Source organism: Streptomyces sp. NPDC031479 (assembly GCF_055581065.1).
In genome coordinates this window covers 73,297-95,274 of sequence record NZ_JBVIKC010000006.1, presented here as the reverse complement: position 1 = coordinate 95,274, position 21,978 = coordinate 73,297, and the positions used below count along the sequence as shown (strand labels likewise).

Here is a 21,978-nt window from a genome sequence, read left to right as displayed (position 1 = left end):
GTCTGAGGCGCCCTTGTGGACCGCGACTCGATCTGTTCGACCGTCAGCGATTGATCACACCGTCACGACAGCGAGCATCGACGCCAACCGTCACGCCATGTGCGGTTGCAGTACTAGGCCGACCGGCCCCGCTGCCGCAGCAGCGTCCGCAGGTTATCGCGGGCCTCGTCCAGCCCGGCGTCGGCGGCCCTGCGGAACCATTCCTCCGCCTGTGGGAGGTCCCCCGTGTGCCACGCCTGGACCCCCAGGGCGTTCATCGTGACGGGATGCCCGCCCTCCGCCGCCTGGCGCCGCCACAGTCCCGCCTGCATGGTGTCCCCGCGGAGGGTCAGCAGCCGGGCCAGCCGGAGCATGCCGTCGGTGTGCCCGGCGTCGGCGGCCAGCCGGTACCAGTGCGCCGCGTCCCCGAGCTCGCCGATCCGCTCCAGCCGGGTGCCCTCCTTGACCATCGCGGCCGGGTCCACGATGTCCGTGTACGCCCGGTTCCTGGCCAGCGCCAGCCTGCCGACGGTACGGGTGTTGCGCTGCTCGGGGCGCGGATGCCCCTTGGCGGGCAGCGCCCGCGCCAGGTGCTCGTGGATGCCCAGCAGCGTGAGAAACTCCGCGGCGTCCTCCGACCCGCGGTGCAGCAGGTCGAGCAGCTCACCCGTGTACGCCGTGTACCGCGCAGCCGACGGGGCGTGGGACGGCCGGTTCGCGGGCGAGGAGGCGAGGGTGCACGTCCCGGACACCTCCAGCTGGCCGGAGACCACCGAGGTGTCCGCGGCCATCAGGTCGATGGCCTGCCCGGAGAAGCAACAGTCCAGGACGAGGACCCGGCTGGCGGCCCGGGCGGTCGCCAGGGTACGGCGTACCAGCCCGAACGGCACCCCGGTCCAGGCGATCAGTGCCGGATCGCTGGAGGTTCCGGGCAGCGAGAGGTACAACTCCCCGTCCGGGCCCACCAGTCCGTGTCCGGCGTAGTAGACCAGCAGGAGGTCCTCCGCCTCCGCGGCAGCCGCCACCAGGTGGGCTCCGACGGCGGGGAGGCTCTCCTCGTCGGGCCTGGGCAGGCAGTGCGCGCCCGACAGGGCCGTCCCCCACGGGCTGCGCAGCACGTTCGCCAGGTCCTCGACGTTGTTGCGTACGGCGGGCAGATCGGGCAGACCGGGATCGGTGTACCTGCTGGACCCCAGCAGCAGCGCCCGGGATCTGAGCGGGTCGGGCAGGGGCATTCACCGCTCCAGGGCTCGGCGCACCACGGCTTCCACGTCCATCTCCGGCACGTCCCGCACGGTGATCCGTACGCTCCGCCCGTCGGGGCCGGTGACCTCGATCTCGGCGGACGGGCGGCGGTGCCTGATCCACACCGACAGCGAGGCGGCCAGCGCCGTCCCTGCTCCGCCCGCGCCGAGGGCCACCACGAGTACGTCGGCCAGCGCGCCCATCTCGCCGGCGCGCGGCGGTGGCCGCTCGATCGCCGCCCGGCCGCGGAACTCGTCCTCCCGCGACAGCCAGCCGGCCAGATCGGCCAGCTCCGCGGCCGCCCCGTCGCCGGTCAGCCGGACCCATGCCCGCACCGCGTCCTCCTCTTTTTCGCCGCTCAACCCAGACCCCTCGCTTTCTGTACGGCCCTCAGGTCGATCAGTGCGGTAGGGCTGCCGGCGTCGACCGCCAGCCGGCACCACCGTTCCGCATCGGCCTGGTGTCCCATCTCGGCCAGCACCAGCCCGAGCAGGGCCATGGCGTTGTGGCTGCTGGCGGTGGCGGATCTGAGCAGCCACAACTCGGCCCCCTCCAGATCCCCGCGGTCCTGGTGCAGCCGCCCCATGTGAAACATGCCGAACTCGTGCCCCGCCTCGGCGGCCCGCAGGTACCACCGCTCCGCCTCCGCGAGGTCCCCGGTCTCCTCGGCCCGCGCCCCCACCTGGAGCATGGCCAGGGCGTCCCCGCCGTCACCCGCCTTGCGGAACCACTTGTCGGCCTCCGCATCGCCGCCGCGCTTCTGCAGGACGACGGCCAGCCTCATCGTGGCGTGCTGGACCCCAGCGTCGGCACCCTGGCGGTACCACCGCTCGGCCTCGGTGAGTTCGCCGCGTTCCTCCAGAAGCCCGCCCAGGGCGCCCATCGCCAGCGGCATCCCGGCCTCTGCCGCCCGCCGGAACCAGCTCTCGGCCTCGCCCGCCCGGCCCGCTTCGTCGAGCAGCATGCCCAGCAGGGCCATCGAGCGCAGGTGCCCGCTCTCCGCCGCCTTGCGGTACCACTCCTCGGCCTCGGCCGTCCTGCCGAGCTGCTCCAGCATCATGCCCAGGTCGAAGGCCGCCGGGACGTGCCCGACCGTGGCGGCCCACCGGAGCATCGCCTCGGCCTCGGCGTGTTGCCCGCGCTGTCGTACGAGGCTCGCGGTGTGGGTGACCACCTCGGCCATGACGCCGAAGGCCTCCTCCGCGGACACGCCCTCGGCCTCCGCCTCCGGCACGATCGTCGAGGCCTTCCGCAGCAACGACTCCGCCTCGGCCGGGTCGTTGCGCTGCTGCGCCAGACGCGCGAGCTCCCGTAACACCTGGACTCGGATGAGGGCGCTGCCCTGTGCCTCGGCCGCCCTGCGGTACAACTGCTGGGCCCCGGCGATGTCGTTGCGCCGCTCCAGCAGGTTCCCGGCCTTCCACATGCCGAAGACACTCCCGGCCTGCGCCGCCTTCTCGTACCACTCCAGCGCCCCGGCGAGGTCGCCGCGTTCCTGTAGGATCCCTCCAAGGGCCCCCATGGCGAAGGCGTGCCCGGCCGCCGCAGCGGCCCGGGTCCACTTCTCGGCCCCGGCGCTCTCCCCGCGGTCCTTCAGCAGCCCGGCCAGCCGGATCATGCCGTCGGCGTGCCCCGCCTCGGCGGCCCGCCCGTACCACTGCTCGGCCCCGCGCAGATCACCCCGCTGCTCCAGCACCCACCCCAAGGGCACCATCCCCCTCGGGTCGCCGCGTTCAGCGGCCTTGCGAAACCTCCGCTCCGCCTCGTCCATGGGCCCCCTTCCCTCGTCGGCAGAGGCAGCTTGCCCGGGTCCGGGCATGATCACACAGGGAGTTCGGCGTCTCACCGGGCGCTGCTGCCGGCCGCCCCGGTGGCGGCGCCGAACAGGACCCGGCCCAGGTCCGGCACGCTCGGCCCGAACATCAGGACGCCCAGCGGGACGTCCAGCACCGGCTGGTGCGTCACGCCCAGCACCACCTGCGCCCACGCGCGATCGTGGTCGCCCTGGCGCCTGCTCGGCCGCCCGCGGACCGCGGCCGGTGGCGCCGTGTCCGCCTCCCCTTGCCGGTTGGAGATGTCCCCGTCCTCGGAGCAGTCGGCACGGCTCGGCCCTCGGCCTCCAGCGGCAGCTGGAGGCCGAGGGCCGAGGGCCGGGGGGGCCGTCAGCAGTGGCCCACGCTGGTCTGGCCGGCTACCAGTGACGAGTGGACGTAGCCGGTCCCCGCGTAGCTGGAGACGCGGAACCAGCGGTTGGAGGCGTAGTTCGAGCTCGGCGGGTACACCCACTGGCTGTCGGTCCAGCACAGCATCGTGACGCCGGTCCCGTTAGAGAGGTAGCCGAGCGAACCGCAACCGGTGTTGGCGCAGGTGCGCTCGTTCGCCCCGCCGCTGTTGGACGAGATGTAACTGCCGGCCGCGTCGGCGCCGCCGGCGCCGAAGAGCAGACCGGTCAGGGCGACGGCGGCCGCGGCGGCGGCCAGTCCGGCCCGGGACCGCAGAGTGGTGGTCGTCATGCGCATCGTCGTTCTCCTCGGGAGACTCGCGGTGGTGTGCGGCGCCCCGGCCGATCCGGCGGCGCTCCACCAGAGAGCCATCCCGACCGCGGCCGGGGGAAGGAGGAAACCGCAGGTCGACCAGGCCCGTACGGCGGTCCGTACAACTCCGTACAGCGCGGCCGGGTCGCGCGGGCCCACCGGACCGGCCCGCTCACCGGCACGGCGGCGCGTACGGCAGTCCGGGGACGAGCTGGGCCCATTCCTGTGCGGTGATGACCGTCCCCGCGCGCTCGCACAGCCTCCGGGCGATCTCCTCCTCGTCGCGGGACCACACCAGGGCGGCCGGGCCCGCACCGCCGGCCGCGAGGGAGCGGCCGTCCGGGCTGTAGGCGACGGCGTACGCCTTCCCTCCGAGGCCGCTCAGCACGGTGCGGGGCCGCGGCCGCCGCGGATCACCGGTGTCCCACAGCCAGACGGTGCCGTCCGTACTGGCGGCGGCGAGCGTGCCGCCCTCCGGACTGAACGACAGGGCGTACACGTAACCACTGGGCCCCGTCAGCCTCGGCCCGGCTGTCCGCGCCCGGTCTCCGCTCACGTCCCACAGCCACACGTCCCGGTCCGCGGTTCCGGCCGCCAGGATCCGGCTGTCGGGGCTGAACGCGACGGACATGACGTAGCTGCCCGGCCCGCGCAGGGTGGACTCCAGCACCGGCCGGCCGCCGCCCTCCGGCAGCCGCCACAGCAGTACCTGCTTGTCGACCGTGCCGGCGGCGAGCCACCGCCCGTCCTGACTGAACGCCACCGAATAGACGTAGTTCGTCGGCTCCGACAGTTCCGCCGAGAGCTCCGGGTGCGCCGGATCCCCCGTGTTCCAGACGCGTACGGTCCGCCCCTCGCTGCCCACGGCCAGGATTCGGCCCGTCCGGTCGAAGGCCGCGGACTGGATGGTTCCGGCGCCGCCGGTCAGGGGCTCTCCGTAGGGCACGGCCCGGTCGGGGCGGGAGATGTCCCACAGCCACAGCTTGCCCTCCCGGCCGCCCACCGCGAGGGTGCGGCCGTCCGGGGTGAAGGAGACCGTCGCGGAGTACCCCGTGGGATTCGTCATCGGCGGCCCCACGGGGCGCGGGGTTTGGGGATCGGTGACGTCCCACAGCTGTACGTCACGCGCCGCGACGGCGAGCAGCTTCCCGCCCGGCGCGTATCCGATCGCGTTGACCGTGCCCTGGAAGCCGCGCAGCGGGCGGGGAGGCAGCTGCCACAGGCGCACGGTCCCGTCCGCGGCACCCGTCACCAGCTGCTGCCCGCCGGGATGGAACGAGAGCGAGGTGACCGGTCCCGGGTGCGGGAACACTCCGGCGAGGACGCGCGTCCGCGCGTCGTACAGGCGCACCTGGTTGTCCGCGCTGCCGGTCGCCAGCCACTGCCCGTCGGGGCTGTGGGCGACCGCGTTGACGTAGCTGGCCGGTCCGTCGGGCGCGGCCGGGCCCCCGCCGATCACCGCGGGGGCGTCGGGGCCCGCGCCCGGGGCGGGTACGTCCCACACCCGGGTGGACCGGTCCTGGCTCCCGGCGGCGAGCCGTGCGCCGTCGGCGGTGAAGGCCAGGGCGAACACCGGGCCGGCCGCCCCGGTCAGCGGTTGCCCGTACGCGTTCGGGTGGCCGGGTTCTGCGAGGTCCCACAGGCGTACGGAGCCGTCCGCGCCGCCTGCGGCCAGCAGGACCGGGCCGGGGCCGGGCCGGAACGCCACCGTGTGCACCGCCCCGGTGAACCCGGTGAGCCGCAGACCGGTTGCGGCCGACGGGGCGGAGCCCCCGTCCGTGGGCGCGGCCGTCACCGCCGGGTCCGGCATCAGGTACCACAGGTACACCCCACCGTCGCCGCCCGCCGCGGCCAGCGTCTTGCCGTCCGGCGCGAAGGCCACCCCGTACACGGCCGAATCCGGCCCCTTGAACGACCGGGGCGCGGCCGTCGGCGGACCGGTGCCCGACGGCTCCCACACCCGTACGGTCCCGTCCCCCGACCCGGCCGCGATCCGCCGGCCGTCCGGACTGAAGGCGAGCGCGTACACGGTGTCGGGGAACGTCACCGGCGCCACTCCCAGCGGTCGCGGCCGCTGAGGATCGCGCAGGTCCCACAGCGCGACCTGGTGGTCCAGGCCGCCCGCGGCGAGGGTATGCCCGTCCGGGCTGAGGGCCACCGCCTGTACGACGCCACGGAACGCGAGGATCCGGGTCACGGCAGGCAGCGCCGAGGCGTCCATCAGCGCTTCCCGGGCCTCTGCCGTGGGAGCCGTACGGTAGGCCACCAGACCGAGTTGCGCGGAGAGGGCGAGGTCGCTGCCCCGCAGCCGTTCCGCGCGCGCCGCCACCAGCCGGGACAGGGCGACGGCCTGCTGTCTCTCCGCGTCACGGCGCTGGACCACGGCGACACCGGTGAGCAGGCCCGAGAGGACGACCAGCAGCGAGAGCAGGACGAGGAGCCGGCGCAACCGCCGGGCGCCGCGCCGCTCACGTCGGACGCGGCCGTCCTCCGCCAGCCTGCTCGCGTCGAGGAATTCGCTGTCCCCCGCGTCGAGTTCCGGGGCGTGGCCGCTGTCCAGGGCCCAACCGGATGCCACGGCCAGGCGGGTGCCCCGGTAGAGCAGTGAGGGGTCACGGCCGTGCGCGAGCCAGCGGTCGGCGTCACGCGTGAGGTCCTGCCGGACGATCTGTCCGGCCCGGTCGGCGTCGATCCAGCCGCGCAGCCTCGGCCAGGCGGTGAGCAGTGCCTCGTGGGAGATCCTGGCGCCGTCGCCGTCGAGCGTGACCAGGCGGCGGTCCACGAAGCGCTCCAGCACCGAGTACACCTCGCCGGCCCGGTCCAGGCGTCCTGTGGGCGGGGGCAGCGGCAGCAGCCTGCGCGCGTCGGGCACGCCGTCCCCCACCGCCACCATCCGCAGGAACAGCCGCCGCGCGAGTACGCACTCGGCCTCCGACAGTCCCGCGTAGACCTCCTCCGCCGTCTCGGAGACGGCCGCGGACATCCCGCCTCCCGCCCGGTAGTCCGCGATGGTCAGGGCGGTGCCGCGCCCGCGCTCCCAGGTGGAGAGCAGCGCGTGCGACAGCAGGGGCAGGGCCCCGGGGCCGGACTCCCTCAGGTCGGCGAGGAGTACGTCGACGAACCCTTCGTCCAGGACGAGACCGGCCTTGGCGGCAGGGCCGCCGACCACGGCGCGGATCTCGTCTTCGCTGAGCGCGCCCACGACGGTCTGGCCCTTCTGCAGGGCTGTCGCGAGGGGACGCTGGTCGAGCGCCTGACCGTAGAAGTCCGCGCGCAGGCAGCCCGTGACGCGCACGTCGAGGGAGGGGAGGTCCGCGAGGCACCGCAGGAACCGCTCCCGTTCGGCGGGGTCGGGGCATGCGGTGAACACCTCCTCCAGCTGATCGACCGCCACGACGACGCGTACGCTCTCCCGCCGGGCCAACTCGTTGATGTGTTCCGCGAGTTCGACGGCATCGTCCGCCTCGTCCGCCCACGGCGCCCCGTGCACGGCGTTCCACTGCGTGGACAGGGCGGACCTCAGGGCGCCCATCGGGTCGCGGCCGGGTGTGAGCCGCAACGGCAGGAAGCCGTGCTCACCCCGGAGAACGGGCAGCACCCCTGCCCGCAGAAGGGAGGATTTCCCGGAACCGGAGGCTCCGACGAGCAGTTGGGGTACGTCGGCGCCCTCGGAGAGGATCCGGTCCACGACGACCGCCCGCAGGCGCTCCCGGCCGAAGAACCAGTCGGCGTGGCGTTCCTCGAAGCCCGCGAGTCCCCGGTAGGGCGACGCGCCTCCCGCGACGCGCAGAAGCCGGGACCGTCGCAGCTCGGCGAGCCGTTCCAGCCAGCGCTCGATCTCGGCCGCGTCGGTCACCCCGCAGACGTGCAGCACCCGGCGGAACAGGGGCAGGGACCCCATCGACGGCAGGTTCTGGCCGGCGAACCAGCCACCGATGGTGCTGTGGGCGCCCGGCGCGTCGACGCGTGCGGCGACGGCCCGGACGGTCAGGTCGGCCTTCTCCCGCAGACGCGTCAGGTCGGCCGCGAACTCCGCTCGCGATAAAGGGGGTGGGGAGAGGAAAGGGGTGGGGTCCATGGGGCCTCCGTGGTCCGATTCCGCTACGGCGGTGATGCGGTGGACCACCCTTCCCGCGCCCATCCGGCCGCGTGGCCGGAACACCTGGAAGCGGTCCCTTTCTACGCCGCCCCACCAGCACTTTCCGGCCACTCACCACCGTCTCCACCCCCTCAGGCGCCCCGCCACTTCCCGACGCCGTCCGCCGCTCCTGGGGCTCCCGGGCTCCTGGCTCCGCGAGCGAGCGGGCCCGCTCCGGGGCACCGTCAGCCGGTGCAGCGGCGACCCGCGATGGCGCCCTCGCGGCCGTCGTGGCCACCGGCCTGCCGGTTGCCCGGGGGGCGCTGGTCGCAGCGGCCTCCCTGCGCCGGCGGGGTCGGACCGGGCCCGGGCCGTCAGTACGGTGATCGCGCAGGGAGGCGCGGGATCATGGCCGGAACGGTTCGGACTCGGGCCGCTTGGCGATTCGGTCGCCGACCGCCAGCGACTTCCACAGTCGGCGGCTGATCCGGACCTTCATCGATCGTCCATCGGCGAGGCGTACGTCGACGAAGTGGTACATGTTCGAGCCATCGAGCATGCCTCGCGACCTGGCGGAGACGACGCCCTCCCAGGCGTCATCACGCCCATCTTTTTCTGCTTTCGTCATGCTCTGGAGTCTACGGAGCCGGGCAGGCGCTCCGGCAGGGCCGTCCATCCCGTCCGGGACCGTACGAATGTCATGCCCGGCTCCTGGCGACCTCCCCCGGGTGCGGCCCGCCCGGCACGGTGCTCCGCGATCGCCCGGTCCGGCGGACCGTCGGGGGTGCCCGGCCGGTGAAACGGATCGTGGACTGCGACACGGGGGAAGTCATGCCGAACCCGAAGGCCGGAGACTCCGTTGCGGAGCCACAAAAGGTAACGGGGCTCCTGATCAGGCGCCGTTGATGCGGTCGAGGAGCACCCGGGCCTGTTTGGTGCGTATGTGGTCCGGGCCGAACGCCTCCAGGCAGGCGCTGTGGCCGGCCGCGGCCCAGCCCGAGGAGGGCAGTGGCCTCGGCCAGTTCGATGGCCCCGGTCACCGGGGTGCGCTTGTCCCAGATTTCGAAGGGGCGGCCCAGTACGGCAACGCTCTTCGCCTCGGATTCGTTGTGCCGGCCGAGCATGTTCATCGCAGAGGCGCGGTACAAGATGCCCAGAGCATACGAACGCCGCGCACGCCAGTTCGGAAACGGAGGAAATTGCCGATCCGCGTCTTGGCCCCGCCCCGGGTGCCTCCCGGGCGCGCAAGGAACGGCACAGCACGGAACGGCACAGCAGGCTTGCGGAGACGAGCGTCGCGCCGAACTGCGCAAGTTCAAGCGGCCGGCGCGGACGGCGGTCCGGCTGCCGCCTTCGCGCGGTTCCGGTGCCGACCGTACGGCCTCGTCTCGAATCGGCCAGTGCTGAGCGGTTTCGGCCGTTCATGGCGGATGGGGTGTTCTCAGTGTGTTTGGCGGGATAGTGCTGGGGACGGCGGGGACCGCGCCCCGTGGGGGGAGCGCCCGTGGAGCCGACAGGGGGATGTGGCGATGGCCAACCTGCACTACGAGATACTCACCGATCCCGCACAGCTTCAGGTATCCGGCACGGGCAAGGACGAGGAGTCGCCCGGAACGGTGCACATCGTCGTATCCAATCCGAACGCGTGGTTCGTGACCCTCTACGATCTCGCCGTGACAGTGCCGTACGGCACCGGCCGGGACCATCTGACCGTCGACCCGGACCGGATCAGGGCCCGGGTCAGTCGCAGCACGCTGAGCCCCACGGTCGACCTCGCGGACTCCTGGGACGTCACGACCGGGACCTACCGACTGGAGTCGCCCTCGGGCACGCGCCTGCGGAGGGGCGAGGTCATCGTCATCGAGCTGACCGGCTTCCCCGTCTCCTCGGAGGAGGGGCTGGTCCTGCTGTCCGTGGCGGAGGAGTCCCAGGGCCGGGGTGCCAGGAACGAACACCTCGTCACGCTCAGCCTGCTGAAGCGGGCTCCCAAGATCCCCCGCAACTTCCGTGCGGACAAGACCCTGCTGGGCTCTACGGAACGGGTCACCCTGCGGTGGGACGGACCCGACAGCCTGGCCTACCGGATCCAGGGTCCCGACGGGCTGGCCCAGACCGTCCCGCAGCGTTCCGGACCGGACTGGAGCTGGTCGCCGAAGCCGGGTGAGGAGCCCAGGCGGGACGCCACCTACGTCCTGATCGCCACCCCCCAGAGCGAGCACCAGCCGGGGTACTACCTCACCACCACGGTGCACCTGCGCAACCCCGGGTTCGAGAGCGTCACGGCGACGAACGGGCTGTCCGCTCCGTGGGTGAAGGGCATCGACCACGAGGGCCGGATCGAGTTCACCGACCTGGGCGCGAAGCTCCTGGACAAGCAGCAGAAGTACGGCACGCTCGCCGCGCAGGCCGCCACCGTGGAAACCGTCACCGCCACGACCGGCGTCACGACCCCCTGGGTCAAGGGCACCGAACACGAAGGCCGCATCGAATTCACCGAGCACGGCGCCCGGATCCTCGACGACCGGCAGGCGCCGGGCAGCGTCACCGCCGCGGCGCTGGACGCGGAAACCGTGAGCGCGGCGCTGGTGCGGGGGCGTGACGGCGGAGCGGGATGGGTCCGGTTCCCCGCCGACGGGATCGCGGTCGGCCACGGCGCGGGCGGTGACCTGGGTGTCGTCACGGCGGACCGGGTCCGGGTGAGCGGCATCAACACCACCTGGGTGGGTGACATCGATGGTGGCAAGGGGTGGATCGAGTTCCCGCAGTCGGGGGTGAACATCCGCAAGGACGGGACGCAGGAATGGGGCACCGTCGCCGCCGACAAGGCGGATCTGACCGGTATCAACACCTCGTGGGTGCAGGGCCGGACGACCGGGGACGGGTGGATCGAATTCCCGGCCAACGGGCTGAACGTGTTCCAGGGAGCCGGTGACAGGCAGTGGGGCACCGTCGCGGCCGGTACGGCGGACCTCAATGACGTCGTCACCCACCGGGCCCGGGTCAAGGAACGGCTCAGCCTGGAGGGCGGTCTGACCGTCGACAACGTGCTGGAGACGCAGGACGGCCCGCCTCGGCTGATCGTCCACGGCCGCCTCGACGCCCAGGGCGAGGTGCTGGCCGACCGCCAGGTCACCGTCGCCGGAAACCTCACCACCAAGGGGACACTCCGGGTCCACGGGGAGTCGCTCTTCCGGGGCAAGGTGAACGCCAACGGGCACCTTTCCGTCCGCAACGCGGACGCCTGGATCATGCACACGAACGACGGGCAGATCTCGGTCCAAGGAGACCTGCGAGTCCACGGAGCCTTCCGCTCCGACAGCTGACCGCTTCATCGTCGCGCTTGCTCCGCCGGCCCCGTGGGCCCGGCGGAGCGAGCGCACCTCCTCCGGAGCCGACATCGACTGCCCCCGCCTGCACGGCGCGGAGCCGGGGGTCACTCCCCGGGGGCCGACGGTGGGCCGGCGGCCTGATTCTCCTCGGCGGCCGTGCGCAGTGCTGCGGTGACGGCGGCGGTGGTCGGGTTCGTGTTCCCGGTGTGACGGGTCGCGGCGAACAGCAGGCGTTGGATCGGGTGGTCCGCGATGGGACGCGTGCGGATTCCGGGGGTGGCCGGGTCGATGGCCGTACGGGGGACGAGCGCGGTGGCCAGGCCGGCTCGCGCGAGGGTGAGCTGGGCGGATATGTCGGCGGTGACGTAACGGGGTACGGGTGTGAAGCCGACCCGGTGGCAGCCGTGCAGGATGGCTTGTCCGCAGTCCGTGGTCGGGGGTGGTACCGCGAGATCGTGCGCAGCCAGCTCCCGCAGCGGGACGGGCCGGTCGTCGTCGCCCTGATCGGCGGCGGTGACGACGAGCAGCGGATCGTCGAGCAGGGGTGCGAGGTCGATGCCGCGCGGTGTCGCGTCCGGCAGGTGGTGGTAGCGCTGTCCCAGCACCACGTCGACGGTGCCGAGTGCGAGTTCGCGTAGCTGTGCCTGGTCGGTGATGAGGCAGGTGACGGTGAGCTGCGGGTGGTGTGAGCCGAGTTCGGTGAGTGCGGGGGCCACGATCCCGGTGACGGTGGACGGCAGCGCGGACAGCGTGGTGGCGGCGCCGACCGTGCCCTTGACCGCAGCGATGGCGCTTTCGGCCTCTTCCATGGCAGCGAGGACGCGGTCGGCGTGTTCCAGGAGGACGCGGCCGGCCTCGGTCAGTGCGACGGTTCGCCCGTCGGGGCGCAGCAGGTCGACTCCCACGTCGTTCCTCAGAGCTGCCAGCTGCTGGGACACCGCACCGGCGGTCAGCGCCAGTGAGTGGGCGGCCGCGGTGATGGATCCGCGGGCGGCGACGGTCTTGAGCATGTACAGGCGTCGGACATCGAGCATGACTCGATAGATTAGCTAACGGGTTCCTTCAGGAAAACGCCTCTTGACCTGTCGAGTTGTGATGGGCGACCTTCAGGCCATGGAAATCGCTCAGTGCGTGGCCGCCGTGGCCCGCCCCATCCATGATTTCGGTGACGAGTTCATGTCCGACGAGGCGACCGCCGGGATCGGCCTGCGTGCCGGGTTCGCTCCGGGCCGCGGCTTCTACTGCCGAGGACGCTTCGGAGTACTCGGCGAGGCACCGGTCGCCGTGGTCCAGGCCGTGCAGGGCTTCCTCGGCCCCCGGCTGGTGACCGCGGGCTGGCTGGCGGGACGGCCCGTGATGCCGGCGGAAGAGGCCGCTGCCTGCTACGCACGGGCTGTCCGGGCGTGGGGGCGCGCGCACATCCCCGCGGATGCCGACGTGGAACACTTCAACCACCTGGCACAGCGGCTGATCGATGCCGCCGACGCCGACGCACTGCCCCTGTTCGCCGGCTGGCGCGCTCTGCCCTGTCCCGGTGACGACCCGGCCGGCGCGGCCATGCAGCGCATACACGTACTACGGGAACACCGGGGCGCCTGCCATCTGGCGGCGGTACGCCGGTGCGGGCTGAGCGCCCGGTCGGCCATGGTCATCGATCTCGGTGTCGAGCGGGCGGCGCACTACGGCTGGCGGGAACCGCAGCCCGTCGACGCGGACCAGATACCCCGACGGCATCGTGCCGAGCGGATCACCGACGAGATGCAGATGCCGCTCTACGCCGGTCTGACCGGCCCGCAGCGCACCGATTTCGCTCGGCTCGCAGGTGAACTGACCGCCCTGTGACGAGCCTGACGCTCGTCGGCCGTGAGCGCCGGCAGCGGGCCGCCGGGCCCACGATGGCCGCCGGGCCCTCGATGGGCACCGGGATGCCGCCGGACGACGCGGGTGAGAGGTCGCGCGGGACACGCCTGGAAAGAAGTTCGGCGCCGCTGTCGATCCGGCCGCGTCCCGTTCGACATCCTGATGCAGGACGCATCGCCGTACGAGGAGGCGACAGGACCCGATGAGAGAACACATGGATCAACTGCTGCGCGTGCAGAACTTCAGCATCTCGAGCGACGGCGTCGCCGCCGGCGAGGACCAGAGCCTGGAGCGGCCTTTCGGTCACGACGTCGATCCGGGGAAGCTCTTCGCCTGGGCAGGTGCCACGGCGAGCTGGCCCAACCGCACCGAGCCAGGGGGGAGCCGGGGTCTCGACGACTACTTCACCCGGGACTTCAGCCACAACATCGGCGCCGAGATCATGGGCCGCAACAAGTTCGGACCCCAGCGCGGCCCGTGGAGCGACCACGAGTGGCGCGGCTGGTGGGGTGACGAGCCGCCCTTCCACACGCCGGTTTTCGTCCTCACCCACCACGGGCGCCCGTCGTTCACCCTCTCCGACACCACGTTCCATTTCGTGGACGGCGACCCGGCCACCGTTCTCGCGCAGGCGCGGGAGGCCGCGCGGGGCAAGGACGTCCGGCTCGGCGGCGGCGTGACCACCATCCGGGAGTTCCTTGACGCCGACCTCGTGGACACCATGCATGTGGCCGTCTCACCGGTGAAACTCGGATCCGGGCTGCGCCTCTGGGGTTCGCCCGAGGAGTTGCTGGACCGGTTCCACATGGAGGTCGTGCCCAGCCCGAGCGGTGTGTCGCACCACCTCTTCTGGCGCAGGTGACGAGCGGGACGGCCCGGCGGCCCGCGCGCGGCCGGCGTTGAGCGTGAGCGTTCCCCCGCCCACTCACCGGACGGGGGACGCGGCGTTCTCCGGGAGCAGCCAAAAACGCCGTTTCTTGATCGAGAATTACATTCGAACGCAGGTGTTGTGACGGGTCCCCCCGTTCGCTACGATCGCAACCCTCGACGGCCGTGAATCTGCCTATTCCAGGGGGCGTTGTGGGTGCGTTGGCGTCGGCAACACCCCCCGAGCGGAATTCTTGATGGGCGAGGCCGACGAGAAATTAAAGCACTCCGGCCCTTTATTATCCAAAGGCGTTTCCCCGTCCCCGTTCCGTAGACGGGATTTCACGCTCTTCTGGACGGCGGGCGCCGTCGACGGTCTCGGCACCTGCGCGTCCTCCCTCTTCCTTCCGCTGATCCTGCTCGGCGCCGGCCACCCCGCCGGACTCGCCGGACTCGTCGCCTCCGTGGCGCTGGTCAGCGGTCTGGTGGTCTCGCCGGTCGCGGGCGTCTACGCCGACCGCTGGCCCCGCAAGCGGATGATGTACCTGGCCGCCCTGGCCGCGGCGGCCGCCATGGGCTCGGTGTTCGTGACCGTGGCCCTCGGCCACGTCCTCCTCGTCCACGTACTCGCCGCCGCCGTCGTCGAGCAGGCGGCCGGCGCCACCTACGGGGCGGCGGCCTCCGGGACGATCCGGCGGCTGGTCCCGCCCGAGGGGTACGCCCGGGCGATCGGATACCTGCAAGCGCGCGACCAGGCCGTGCAGATCGTCGGGCCCACCCTGGGCGGCGTGCTGTTCCAACTGGCGCGGTGGGTCCCGCTGCTCGCGGACGCGGTGTCCTTCCTGCTGGTGGCGGCGTTGAGCAAGGCGATCCGCACGGACCTGGTGCCCGCCCCGCCCGGTCGGACGGATCCGGCCCCGTCATTCGGCCGTGACCTCGTCGCGGGGCTGCGCTTCGTGTGCTCCGAGCCCTTCCTGCGCTTCGTGGTCGTGTGGACCGCCGGGATCAACGCCCTGCTCGGCGCCCTGTACTTCCACGCGGTGTTCGCCTCCCACGCCCGGGGCGCCAGCCCCTCCTCGATCGGTCTCGTCCTCACCCTGGCGGGGGTCGGCGGGCTGCTGGGCGCCCTCGCCGCGCCGTGGCTCGTACGACGGCTCCCGGCGGCGCGGATCGTGACGGGCGCGTCGTGGGTCATGGTGCCCACGGCGGCCGGGCTCGCGTTCGCGTCCCGGACCTGGGCCTACGGGCTGCTGCTCGGCGGGGTCTCGCTGATCGTGCCGTCCGTGGTGGTGGTGCTGCAGACCCGGGCGATGCTGGTCACCCCCGACCGGCTGCTGGCCCGGATGGGAACGGTACTGGGCACCGCCGGCCAGGCCGTCGCGGCGCTCGCGCCCGTGACGGCGGGCATCCTGGTGGCGGCGTACGGAGGACGCACGGTGGCACTGGGCTGCGCGGGCGCGTTCGCCGGGCTGGCGCTGTACGCGACCGCCAGGGCCGGGCTCGTGGCGGGAGGGGCCACGTGACGCCGGCCCCGCCGAAGGCGGCCCCGCGCGCCTACGGCGTCTACCGGCCGGTGCTGCCCGTGACCAGCCCCCGCCGGCCGGACCGGATGGTGTACACCGGGGACGCCGACGGCCGGTGCGAGATCTTCACGTGGGACCGCTCCACCGGCACCGGGCGGCAGGTGACGGACCGTCCGCACGGCACGCTGCTGTGCGCCATCGACGCGGACGAGGCCGTCTGGTGGTTCGACGAGGACCGCGGCGGCAGCGGCGGCTGGCGCACCCAGGCCTTCGACGGCGGCCCCGACCGCCCGGCGCTCGCCGGGGTCCCGTCCGGGCGCCCCGCCGGGCTGGCGCTGACGACGGGGGGCACGGTGGCCGTGGGCATCCGCGGACCCGGGGGACTCGGCGTCCACATCGGACGTCGCGGCGGCACCGCTACGGCCGTCCTGCACACCACGGAGTCCGGCACGCTGTGCGGCCTGGCCCCGGACGGCGGGCTGCTGGCGGTGTCCGGACCCGCCCACTCCGCCCGCGCCGTGACGCTGCTGCGCCCGGACGGGACCACCGTCGCGGTGCTCTCCGGCGCCCGGGAGCGCACCTGGGCGCTCGGCTTCGCGCCCGCGCCCGGGCCCGCCAGCACCTCCGACGCCCCGCCCGCGTCGTCGTCGGGCTCGGCGGTCTCGCGCACCCTGCTGCTGGTCATGCGGGAGCGGGCCGGCCGGTACCACCTGGGCACCTGGGCCCCCGGGCGCGGCGTGGAACTGCTGCCCTGGTGCTCGTTCGACACCGAGACGACCGCCCGCTGGTACCCCGGCACGGGCGGTGCGCGGATCCTGCTCCGGCAGGACCGGCACGGCCGCAGCCGGCTGTTCACCGCCGACCTGGAACGCCGGGCGCTGACTCCGGTGCCCACCCCGGAGGGCACCGTCCTGGACGCGTCACCGGCCGCCGACGGCGACGTGCACTTCATCTGGACCGACGCGGTGAACGTGCCGCGCGCGATGTCCCTGTCGGGTGCGGCGCTGCCCGGGCAGAGCCGGTGGCGCCTCCCCCGGTTCGGGCGGCGGCAGGACCTGTGGACGCCGGGCCCCGACGGGCCGGTGCACACCTTCGTCACGACGCCCGCCGACCGTCCGGCCCCGTACCCGCTGGTCTTCCTCGTCCACGGCGGCCCGGCCGACCACGACCGCGACGCCTACGACCCCATGGTGCAGGCCCTCGTCGGCTCGGGCTACGCCGTGGCCCGCGTCAACTACCGGGGCTCGACCGGCTACGGGCCGCGCTGGCGCTCCGCCTACGCCGAGGGCGTCGGCCACACCCAGGTCGCCGACCTGGTACGGGCCCGCGCCGAGCTGCTGGACCGGGGCATCGGGCGCGCGGACGCCGTGGCCCTGTGCGGCACCTCCTGGGGCGGCTACCTCACGCTGCTGGCCCTGGGAACGCGGCCGGACCTGTGGCACGCCGGGGTCGCCGTCAAACCGCTCGCCGACTGCGCCACGGCCTTCCGGCACTCCACCCCCGCCCTCCGGGCGCTGGACACCGCGCTGTTCGGCGGCACCCCGGACGAGGTGCCCGAGGCCTACGCGCACGCCTCGCCGTCCTCGTACGCGGCCGCCATCCGCGCCCCGCTGCTGCTCGTCGCCGCGCGCCGGGACGCCAAGTGCCCGCCGCAGCAGGTGGAGGCGTACCTGGACGTGCTGCGTGCGGGCGGTGTGGCGCACGAGCTGATGTGGCTGGACTCGGGCCACGACGGCTACGACGGCGCCGACCACCTGGCCGTGATCCGCCGGTCCCTGAGATTTCTCGGCCGCGGGCTGCCCACGGCGCCCGTGCGGGCCGAGCCGTCCTCGCACCCGCAGGGGAGGTGAACAGCATGCAGAAGGACATCATCCACGGAGACCCGCTCGAGGGCGACGAGGAGAGCCGCAAGCCGGGCGTCGGCGTCGTCATCTACTTCCGCTCCTCGGAGGAGATGGAGGAAGAGGAGAAGTAGCACCAGGGGCCGGACGCGCACCCGTGCGCGGCCGGCCCCCACCGGACGCCCGGGCCCCCGACCGACCCGGGCGCCCGGCCCGGCCCCCGCCCCCGTGCCCTGATCACATGAGAAGAGGCCAGCCGTGCGCGTACTCCTGGTGAACATGCCCTGGGCCCCGATCGACCTCCCGTCGCTGGCTCTCGGAATTCTCAAGCGCAGTGTCGACGAGCGCGTTCCGAACGGAACCGCGGACGTTCTGCACGCCAATCTCGAATATGTGGACTGGATCACCAAGAACACGGAATTCACCCTGGAGGACTATTCCTACTACTCGCTCGGATCCTATTTCCTGGGCTGCGGCGACTGGGTGTTCTCCTCCGCCCTTTACGACGATCCCGAGTGGCGTGTTCCCGAGTTCACCGAGGCGATGGGCAGCCGGGTGCGCGGGGCCCGTATGGACATGACGCGGGCGCTGCACGCCTCCGCGCCCGACTTCGTCCGGTACATCGCCGAGCGCATCGTCGGGCTCGCCCCGGACCTGGTCGGTTTCACCTCGACGTTCCAGCAGAACACGGCCGCCCTGGCGGCCGCCAAGTACGTCAAGCGCCTCGCCCCGCACATCGCGACGGCCATGGGCGGGGCCAACTGCGACGGCAAGCAGGGCGAGGCCGTCCACCGCAACTTCCCCTTCGTCGACTACGTCCTGCGCGGCGAGGGCGAGGTGTCCTTCCCCGCACTGCTCAGCGCACTGGACGCCGGAGAGCCGCTGTCGGAGGTGCCGGGACTGTGCCGGCGCGGCGGTGACGGCACGTCCGTGGTGAACGCGATGAGCACCACACCGCTGCCGCCCGCGGCCATCCTGCCGCCCGACTACGGCGGGTACTTCGAGCGGCTCGCCTCCTCCCACGCACGGAACTGGGTCGAGCCCAAGCTGGTGGTCGAGGGTGCGCGGGGCTGCTGGTGGGGCGAGAAGCACCACTGCACCTTCTGCGGGCTGAACGGCTCGTTCATGCAGTTCCGCAGCAAGAGCCCGGACGTGTTCTACGACGAGGTCGTCGAACTGGCCCGCAGGCACCGGGTCCTGGACATGTACGTCGTCGACAACATCCTGGACATGGGGTACGTGAACACCGTGCTGCCGCGCATCATCGACAGCGGCTTCGACCTGCGCATGCACATCGAGATCAAGTCCAACATGCGGCACAAGCAGCTCCAGACCCTCGCCGACGCGGGCCTGATCTTCGTCCAGCCGGGCATCGAGAGCCTCAACAGCCGGGTGCTCACCCTGATGGACAAGGGCGTGACCGGCGGCCAGAACGTCCGGATGCTCCGCGACGCCGCCACCGTGGGCCTCTCCGTGGCCTGGAACTACCTGCACGGCTTCCCCGGCGAGGACGCCGCGGACTACGACGACGTGGTGGCCCAACTGGCCGCGCTGGAGCACCTCAACCCACCCGTGGGCCAGTCCTCCCGGATCGCGATCGAGCGGTTCAGCCCCTACTTCAACAACCCCGGGCTCGGGTTCTCCGAACTGCGCCCCGCCGAACCGTACCGGCTCACCTACGACCTCCCCGAGGCCGAGATGTTCGACCTGGCGTACGTCTTCGACGTGCCGCCGCGCGGGATCGGCGAGGAGGTCGTCCGCCGGCTGGACGAGGGAATCGCGCACTGGAAGCGGAACTACGCCGGCAGCCGCCTCACCCACTGCGACCTGGAAGACCGGATCGTGCTGGTCAGCAGGCGCCGGGCCTTCGACTGGACACACCTGGAACTGACGGTCCCGTTCGAGCTGGCCCTGTTCCGGCTGCTCGACCAGCCGCACACGGTGAAGGCGGCCGCCCGCAAACTGCACGGGGAGCACCAGGTGGGCGAGGACGCCCTGCGGGAGGTGCTGAAGCGGTGGCGGGCGCTCGGGGTGGTCTTCGAGGACAACGGGCAGTTCGTACAGATCGCGCCGCCCGCACTGAACGAGGAGTTCCTGCGGATCGACTTCATGCGGCACACCTCCGCCCGCGACACCGAACTCGCCGCGACGACCGCTTGACGACCGTCTGACGACCGCCACGCGACGCCGACAGAGGACGACAGAGGACGACGATGACTCCAGCACTCACCGGCACCCCACCCTTCACCGTGACGGCCGCGCGGGACTACGACCCCGAGGTGGCCGCGCTGCCCGGGATGTCCCTGGGACGTTACGAGATCGACCTCCCCGGCGGCGAGGCCGCCCGGCGGCTCTTCGCCGCCGGGGCCCGGCACGTCACGCTGCCCCGCCCGGTCGACGTGACCGACCCCGCCGACGCCGCCTGGTCCGTACGTGCCCTGAGCTTCGTCGGCGACCTGACCAGCCTGGCCATCGCCGTCGACTGGCAGCTCCACACCGGCCCGGACCCCGACGCCTGGCGCCACTACGGCCACCTCCACCCGCCGACCGCCGTACTGGGCACCCCCGACCCGGCCGCGACGGCCCTCGAATGGCGCAACACGTACTACATCTGCAAGTGCGTCTTCCGGCACGGCCCCGGGTTCATCCAGGTGCGCGACCGGCGCTACGGCGAGCTGCGCCGCTTCACCATCGACGAACCGGAGTACCACGAGGCCGTCGCGGCACTCACCGACGGCGCCCGCGCCGACGCGATCGCGGGGCCGGTGCTGGACGATCTGATGGCCGAGACCCTGGTCCTGCGTTTCGGGGACCACGTGTGGTGGGCCCCGTACCGCGTCCGCCGCTGGTCGGAGGCACCGATGGTGATTTGACGCCGGCCGCTGGTCAGGTCGAGGGCGCGCGGCCTCGCCGATCGGGCGGCGAGCCTGCGGCCGCGGCCCGACCGCATGGCACCCACGATCCGGCACGTCAGGGGATCCGGGCCTCGATGTGGGCGAGTTGGGCGGCGAGGATCTCTTCGAACGCGGCGCGGCGGTCTGCTCCGAGGGGGCGGATGTCGCGGGCGAAGTGGGCCAGGGCGGGGAAGCGTTCGGGGTCGGCGCCGAGCACCGCGACGCGGAACTGCTCCATGGCCTGTTCGTACTCAGTGGGGGTGATGGTGCTGATTCCGGCCTCGGAGGCGATCAGCGCGGCGAGGAGGATCACGATGCGGTGGTATCGCACCGGCACCTCCTCGTCGGGCAGGCCGGACGCGCGCAGAGCCTGCAGCAGCTCCTCCATGACCCATCGGGATCCGGTGCCGCCGGACGCATAGCGTCCCCACACCGCGGCGAGTTGGGGTTGCTCGCCGAAGGCCTCGCGCAGGCGCAGGGCCAGGGCGGTGATGCGCTGCTTCCAGTCGCCCTCGGGGCGGTAGCCGTCCATGGCGGACAGCAGGATCCGGTCGGCAACCGCGCGCAGCAGTTCGGTCTTGTTGCGGAAGTGCCGGTAGAGGCTGGAGGAGTCTGTCCCGAGCGCTGCGGCGAGCTTGCGCACGCTGAACGACTCGGCGTCGCCCGTGCGCAGCAGTTCCGCCGCCGTGTCCAGGATCTCCTCATTCGACCATCGCCTTCGGCCAGTCATCTCGCCCCTCTCCTCCGGACTCAGCCTAACCTGTGCACTTGATGATGCACGCACTGCGTGCATCATGAGGACAGTGCACCGTCCGGCCACAACGACACACCCGGCATCCGGCCGGGAGGGGAGAAGGACACATGAGTGGGACCACCACCGCGACACGGCCGCCGGAGCCGGGCTTCTCGACGATCACGGCCGAGGAACTGCGCGCCTACCGCGACGCGGAGAACCGCTGGCGGGCGTCCGGCACGGCTCGGGCCATGCTCGGTGAACCGGATCCGGGCGCCGAGATCGCCTGGCGGCAGCTGGCGCTGCCCGGCCGCGACCTCCCGGTCCGGGTGTACCGGCCGGTGTCGACAGGAGACGGCGAGGCCGACGCCCGAACCGGCATGCCACTCGTGGTCCATGTCCACGGAGGCGGCTTCGTGGGCACAGCGGCGCAGTGCGACTGGACCAACAGCCACCTCGCCGCGGGGCTGCCCGCGCTCGTCGTCTCGGTCGAGCACCGCCTCCTCGTCCCCGGCAGCCCGCTCTCGAACGCCGCTGACGACGGCTGGGAGGTACTCGAACACATGGTGCGGCACGCCGCGCAGTGGGGTGTCGACCCGGCGCGCGCGGCCGTCTTCGGTGAGAGCTGCGGCGCGCTGATCAGCGCTCTGACAGCCGTCCGCGCCAGGGAAGCCGGCCTTGCACTCAAGGCGCAGGTGCTGGTCAACCCCGTAGTCGACGTGACCGAGACGATGTTCGACCACCCCTCGATCGCCGAGTACGCGTACAGCCCGACCCGGGCCCTGCCGCAACTGGAGCTCATCCAGCGGCTCGCCGTCCCGCCGGGCAGCGACGCCGCCGCGGTCTCGCCGCTGTACACGGAAGACCTGAGCGGACTCGCCCCGGCGCTCGTGGTGCTGCCCACCAAGGACGCTGTCGCCGATCACGGCCGCCGCTACGCCGAGCGGCTGCGCGCGGCCGGGACGCCTGTGCGGCTTTCCGAATACCCGGGCGCGGGGCACGCGTTCCTCACCCTGCCCGGCGTGGAACCACAGGCCGATGCCGCCCGGGCGGAGATCCTCCAGTTCCTCCGCGCGGCCCTGGCGAAGTGACGAG

The 21,978-nt window shown here is 72.6% G+C and carries 17 protein-coding genes; 8 read left to right on the top strand and 9 right to left on the bottom strand.

Annotated features, from left to right (window positions below; all coding sequences use genetic code 11):
* Positions 1-113: 113 nt before the first annotated feature.
* From ACZ5D2_RS09485 to ACZ5D2_RS09455, 7 genes are all read right to left on the bottom strand, one after another.
* Positions 114-1,214 (bottom strand): caspase, EACC1-associated type, encoded by a 1,101-nt coding sequence (locus ACZ5D2_RS09485; protein WP_468928395.1) that lies wholly within the window; start codon positions 1,212-1,214, stop codon positions 114-116.
* Entirely contained in the window at positions 1,215-1,586 is a 372-nt protein-coding gene (locus ACZ5D2_RS09480) for an effector-associated constant component EACC1 (protein ID WP_371680860.1), read from the bottom strand. It abuts the gene before it with no gap.
* Positions 1,583-2,995: a tetratricopeptide repeat protein gene (locus ACZ5D2_RS09475; RefSeq protein ID WP_468928393.1), complete on the bottom strand. Its 1,413-nt coding sequence runs from the start codon at positions 2,993-2,995 to the stop codon at positions 1,583-1,585. The genes ACZ5D2_RS09480 and ACZ5D2_RS09475 overlap by 4 nt, the downstream gene beginning before the upstream one ends.
* 71 nt (positions 2,996-3,066) lie before the next feature.
* Positions 3,067-3,189, bottom strand: coding sequence for a hypothetical protein (locus ACZ5D2_RS09470; protein WP_468928392.1), 123 nt, complete (start codon positions 3,187-3,189; stop codon positions 3,067-3,069).
* A gap of 197 nt (positions 3,190-3,386) precedes the next feature.
* A complete protein-coding gene (locus tag ACZ5D2_RS09465; protein ID WP_371680856.1) occupies positions 3,387-3,737 on the bottom strand; it encodes an SH3 domain-containing protein in 351 nt (116 codons plus the stop codon).
* Positions 3,738-3,930: 193 nt separating this feature from the next.
* Entirely contained in the window at positions 3,931-7,836 is a 3,906-nt protein-coding gene (locus ACZ5D2_RS09460; RefSeq protein WP_468928389.1) for an nSTAND1 domain-containing NTPase, read from the bottom strand.
* Between the two features lie 406 nt (positions 7,837-8,242).
* Positions 8,243-8,464, bottom strand: a complete 222-nt coding sequence (locus ACZ5D2_RS09455) for a DUF7489 domain-containing protein (protein ID WP_468928387.1) — start codon at positions 8,462-8,464, stop codon at positions 8,243-8,245.
* Between the two features lie 901 nt (positions 8,465-9,365).
* On the opposite strand from ACZ5D2_RS09455, the gene ACZ5D2_RS09450 reads away from it, so the two are divergent.
* The gene (locus ACZ5D2_RS09450) at positions 9,366-11,159 is read left to right on the top strand and encodes a hypothetical protein (RefSeq protein WP_468928385.1); all 1,794 of its coding nucleotides are present in this window, start codon (positions 9,366-9,368) and stop codon (positions 11,157-11,159) included.
* 110 nt (positions 11,160-11,269) lie between these two features.
* On the opposite strand, the gene ACZ5D2_RS09445 is transcribed toward ACZ5D2_RS09450, so the two are convergent.
* Positions 11,270-12,199, bottom strand: coding sequence for a LysR family transcriptional regulator (locus ACZ5D2_RS09445; RefSeq protein WP_371680851.1), 930 nt, complete (start codon positions 12,197-12,199; stop codon positions 11,270-11,272).
* A 79-nt stretch (positions 12,200-12,278) separates the two neighbouring features.
* Between ACZ5D2_RS09445 and ACZ5D2_RS09440 the strand changes: the two genes are divergently transcribed.
* From ACZ5D2_RS09440 to ACZ5D2_RS09415, 6 genes are all read left to right on the top strand, one after another.
* The gene (locus ACZ5D2_RS09440; RefSeq protein ID WP_371680850.1) at positions 12,279-13,007 is read left to right on the top strand and encodes an SCO6745 family protein; all 729 of its coding nucleotides are present in this window, start codon (positions 12,279-12,281) and stop codon (positions 13,005-13,007) included.
* 232 nt (positions 13,008-13,239) lie between these two features.
* Positions 13,240-13,887, top strand: a complete 648-nt coding sequence (locus ACZ5D2_RS09435; protein ID WP_468928382.1) for a dihydrofolate reductase family protein — start codon at positions 13,240-13,242, stop codon at positions 13,885-13,887.
* A gap of 262 nt (positions 13,888-14,149) precedes the next feature.
* Positions 14,150-15,415 carry an MFS transporter gene (locus ACZ5D2_RS09430; protein ID WP_371680848.1) on the top strand — a complete coding sequence of 422 codons (1,266 nt, stop codon included), beginning with the start codon at positions 14,150-14,152 and terminating at the stop codon, positions 15,413-15,415.
* Positions 15,412-17,265 (top strand): S9 family peptidase, encoded by a 1,854-nt coding sequence (locus ACZ5D2_RS09425; protein ID WP_468928380.1) that lies wholly within the window; start codon positions 15,412-15,414, stop codon positions 17,263-17,265. Before ACZ5D2_RS09430 ends, ACZ5D2_RS09425 begins: the two co-directional genes overlap by 4 nt.
* A gap of 249 nt (positions 17,266-17,514) precedes the next feature.
* Complete coding sequence (locus ACZ5D2_RS09420) at positions 17,515-19,416, top strand: RiPP maturation radical SAM C-methyltransferase (RefSeq protein WP_468928378.1); 1,902 nt, start codon at positions 17,515-17,517, stop codon at positions 19,414-19,416.
* Between the two features lie 53 nt (positions 19,417-19,469).
* Complete coding sequence (locus ACZ5D2_RS09415) at positions 19,470-20,129, top strand: DUF5825 family protein (protein WP_371680845.1); 660 nt, start codon at positions 19,470-19,472, stop codon at positions 20,127-20,129.
* A gap of 97 nt (positions 20,130-20,226) precedes the next feature.
* Here the strand turns inward: ACZ5D2_RS09415 and ACZ5D2_RS09410 are convergent, their stop codons facing one another.
* Positions 20,227-20,880, bottom strand: coding sequence for a TetR/AcrR family transcriptional regulator (locus ACZ5D2_RS09410; RefSeq protein WP_371680843.1), 654 nt, complete (start codon positions 20,878-20,880; stop codon positions 20,227-20,229).
* A 131-nt stretch (positions 20,881-21,011) separates the two neighbouring features.
* Between ACZ5D2_RS09410 and ACZ5D2_RS09405 the strand changes: the two genes are divergently transcribed.
* A complete protein-coding gene (locus ACZ5D2_RS09405; RefSeq protein WP_468928375.1) occupies positions 21,012-21,974 on the top strand; it encodes an alpha/beta hydrolase in 963 nt (320 codons plus the stop codon).
* Positions 21,975-21,978 lie beyond the last annotated feature (4 nt).

What these genes read in the sequence shown, in the direction of transcription:
- ACZ5D2_RS09485 (WP_468928395.1), bottom strand. Translation starts at nt 1,214, where the DNA reads ATGCCCCTGCCCGACCCGCTCAGATCCCGGGCGCTGCTGCTGGGGTCC.
- ACZ5D2_RS09475 (WP_468928393.1), bottom strand. Translation starts at nt 2,995, where the DNA reads ATGGACGAGGCGGAGCGGAGGTTTCGCAAGGCCGCTGAACGCGGCGAC.
- ACZ5D2_RS09465 (WP_371680856.1), bottom strand. Translation starts at nt 3,737, where the DNA reads ATGACGACCACCACTCTGCGGTCCCGGGCCGGACTGGCCGCCGCCGCG.
- ACZ5D2_RS09460 (WP_468928389.1), bottom strand. Translation starts at nt 7,836, where the DNA reads ATGGACCCCACCCCTTTCCTCTCCCCACCCCCTTTATCGCGAGCGGAG.
- ACZ5D2_RS09455 (WP_468928387.1), bottom strand. Translation starts at nt 8,464, where the DNA reads ATGACGAAAGCAGAAAAAGATGGGCGTGATGACGCCTGGGAGGGCGTC.
- ACZ5D2_RS09450 (WP_468928385.1), top strand. Translation starts at nt 9,366, where the DNA reads ATGGCCAACCTGCACTACGAGATACTCACCGATCCCGCACAGCTTCAG.
- ACZ5D2_RS09445 (WP_371680851.1), bottom strand. Translation starts at nt 12,199, where the DNA reads ATGCTCGATGTCCGACGCCTGTACATGCTCAAGACCGTCGCCGCCCGC.
- ACZ5D2_RS09440 (WP_371680850.1), top strand. Translation starts at nt 12,279, where the DNA reads ATGGAAATCGCTCAGTGCGTGGCCGCCGTGGCCCGCCCCATCCATGAT.
- ACZ5D2_RS09435 (WP_468928382.1), top strand. Translation starts at nt 13,240, where the DNA reads ATGGATCAACTGCTGCGCGTGCAGAACTTCAGCATCTCGAGCGACGGC.
- ACZ5D2_RS09430 (WP_371680848.1), top strand. Translation starts at nt 14,150, where the DNA reads ATGGGCGAGGCCGACGAGAAATTAAAGCACTCCGGCCCTTTATTATCC.
- ACZ5D2_RS09415 (WP_371680845.1), top strand. Translation starts at nt 19,470, where the DNA reads ATGACTCCAGCACTCACCGGCACCCCACCCTTCACCGTGACGGCCGCG.
- ACZ5D2_RS09410 (WP_371680843.1), bottom strand. Translation starts at nt 20,880, where the DNA reads ATGACTGGCCGAAGGCGATGGTCGAATGAGGAGATCCTGGACACGGCG.
- ACZ5D2_RS09405 (WP_468928375.1), top strand. Translation starts at nt 21,012, where the DNA reads ATGAGTGGGACCACCACCGCGACACGGCCGCCGGAGCCGGGCTTCTCG.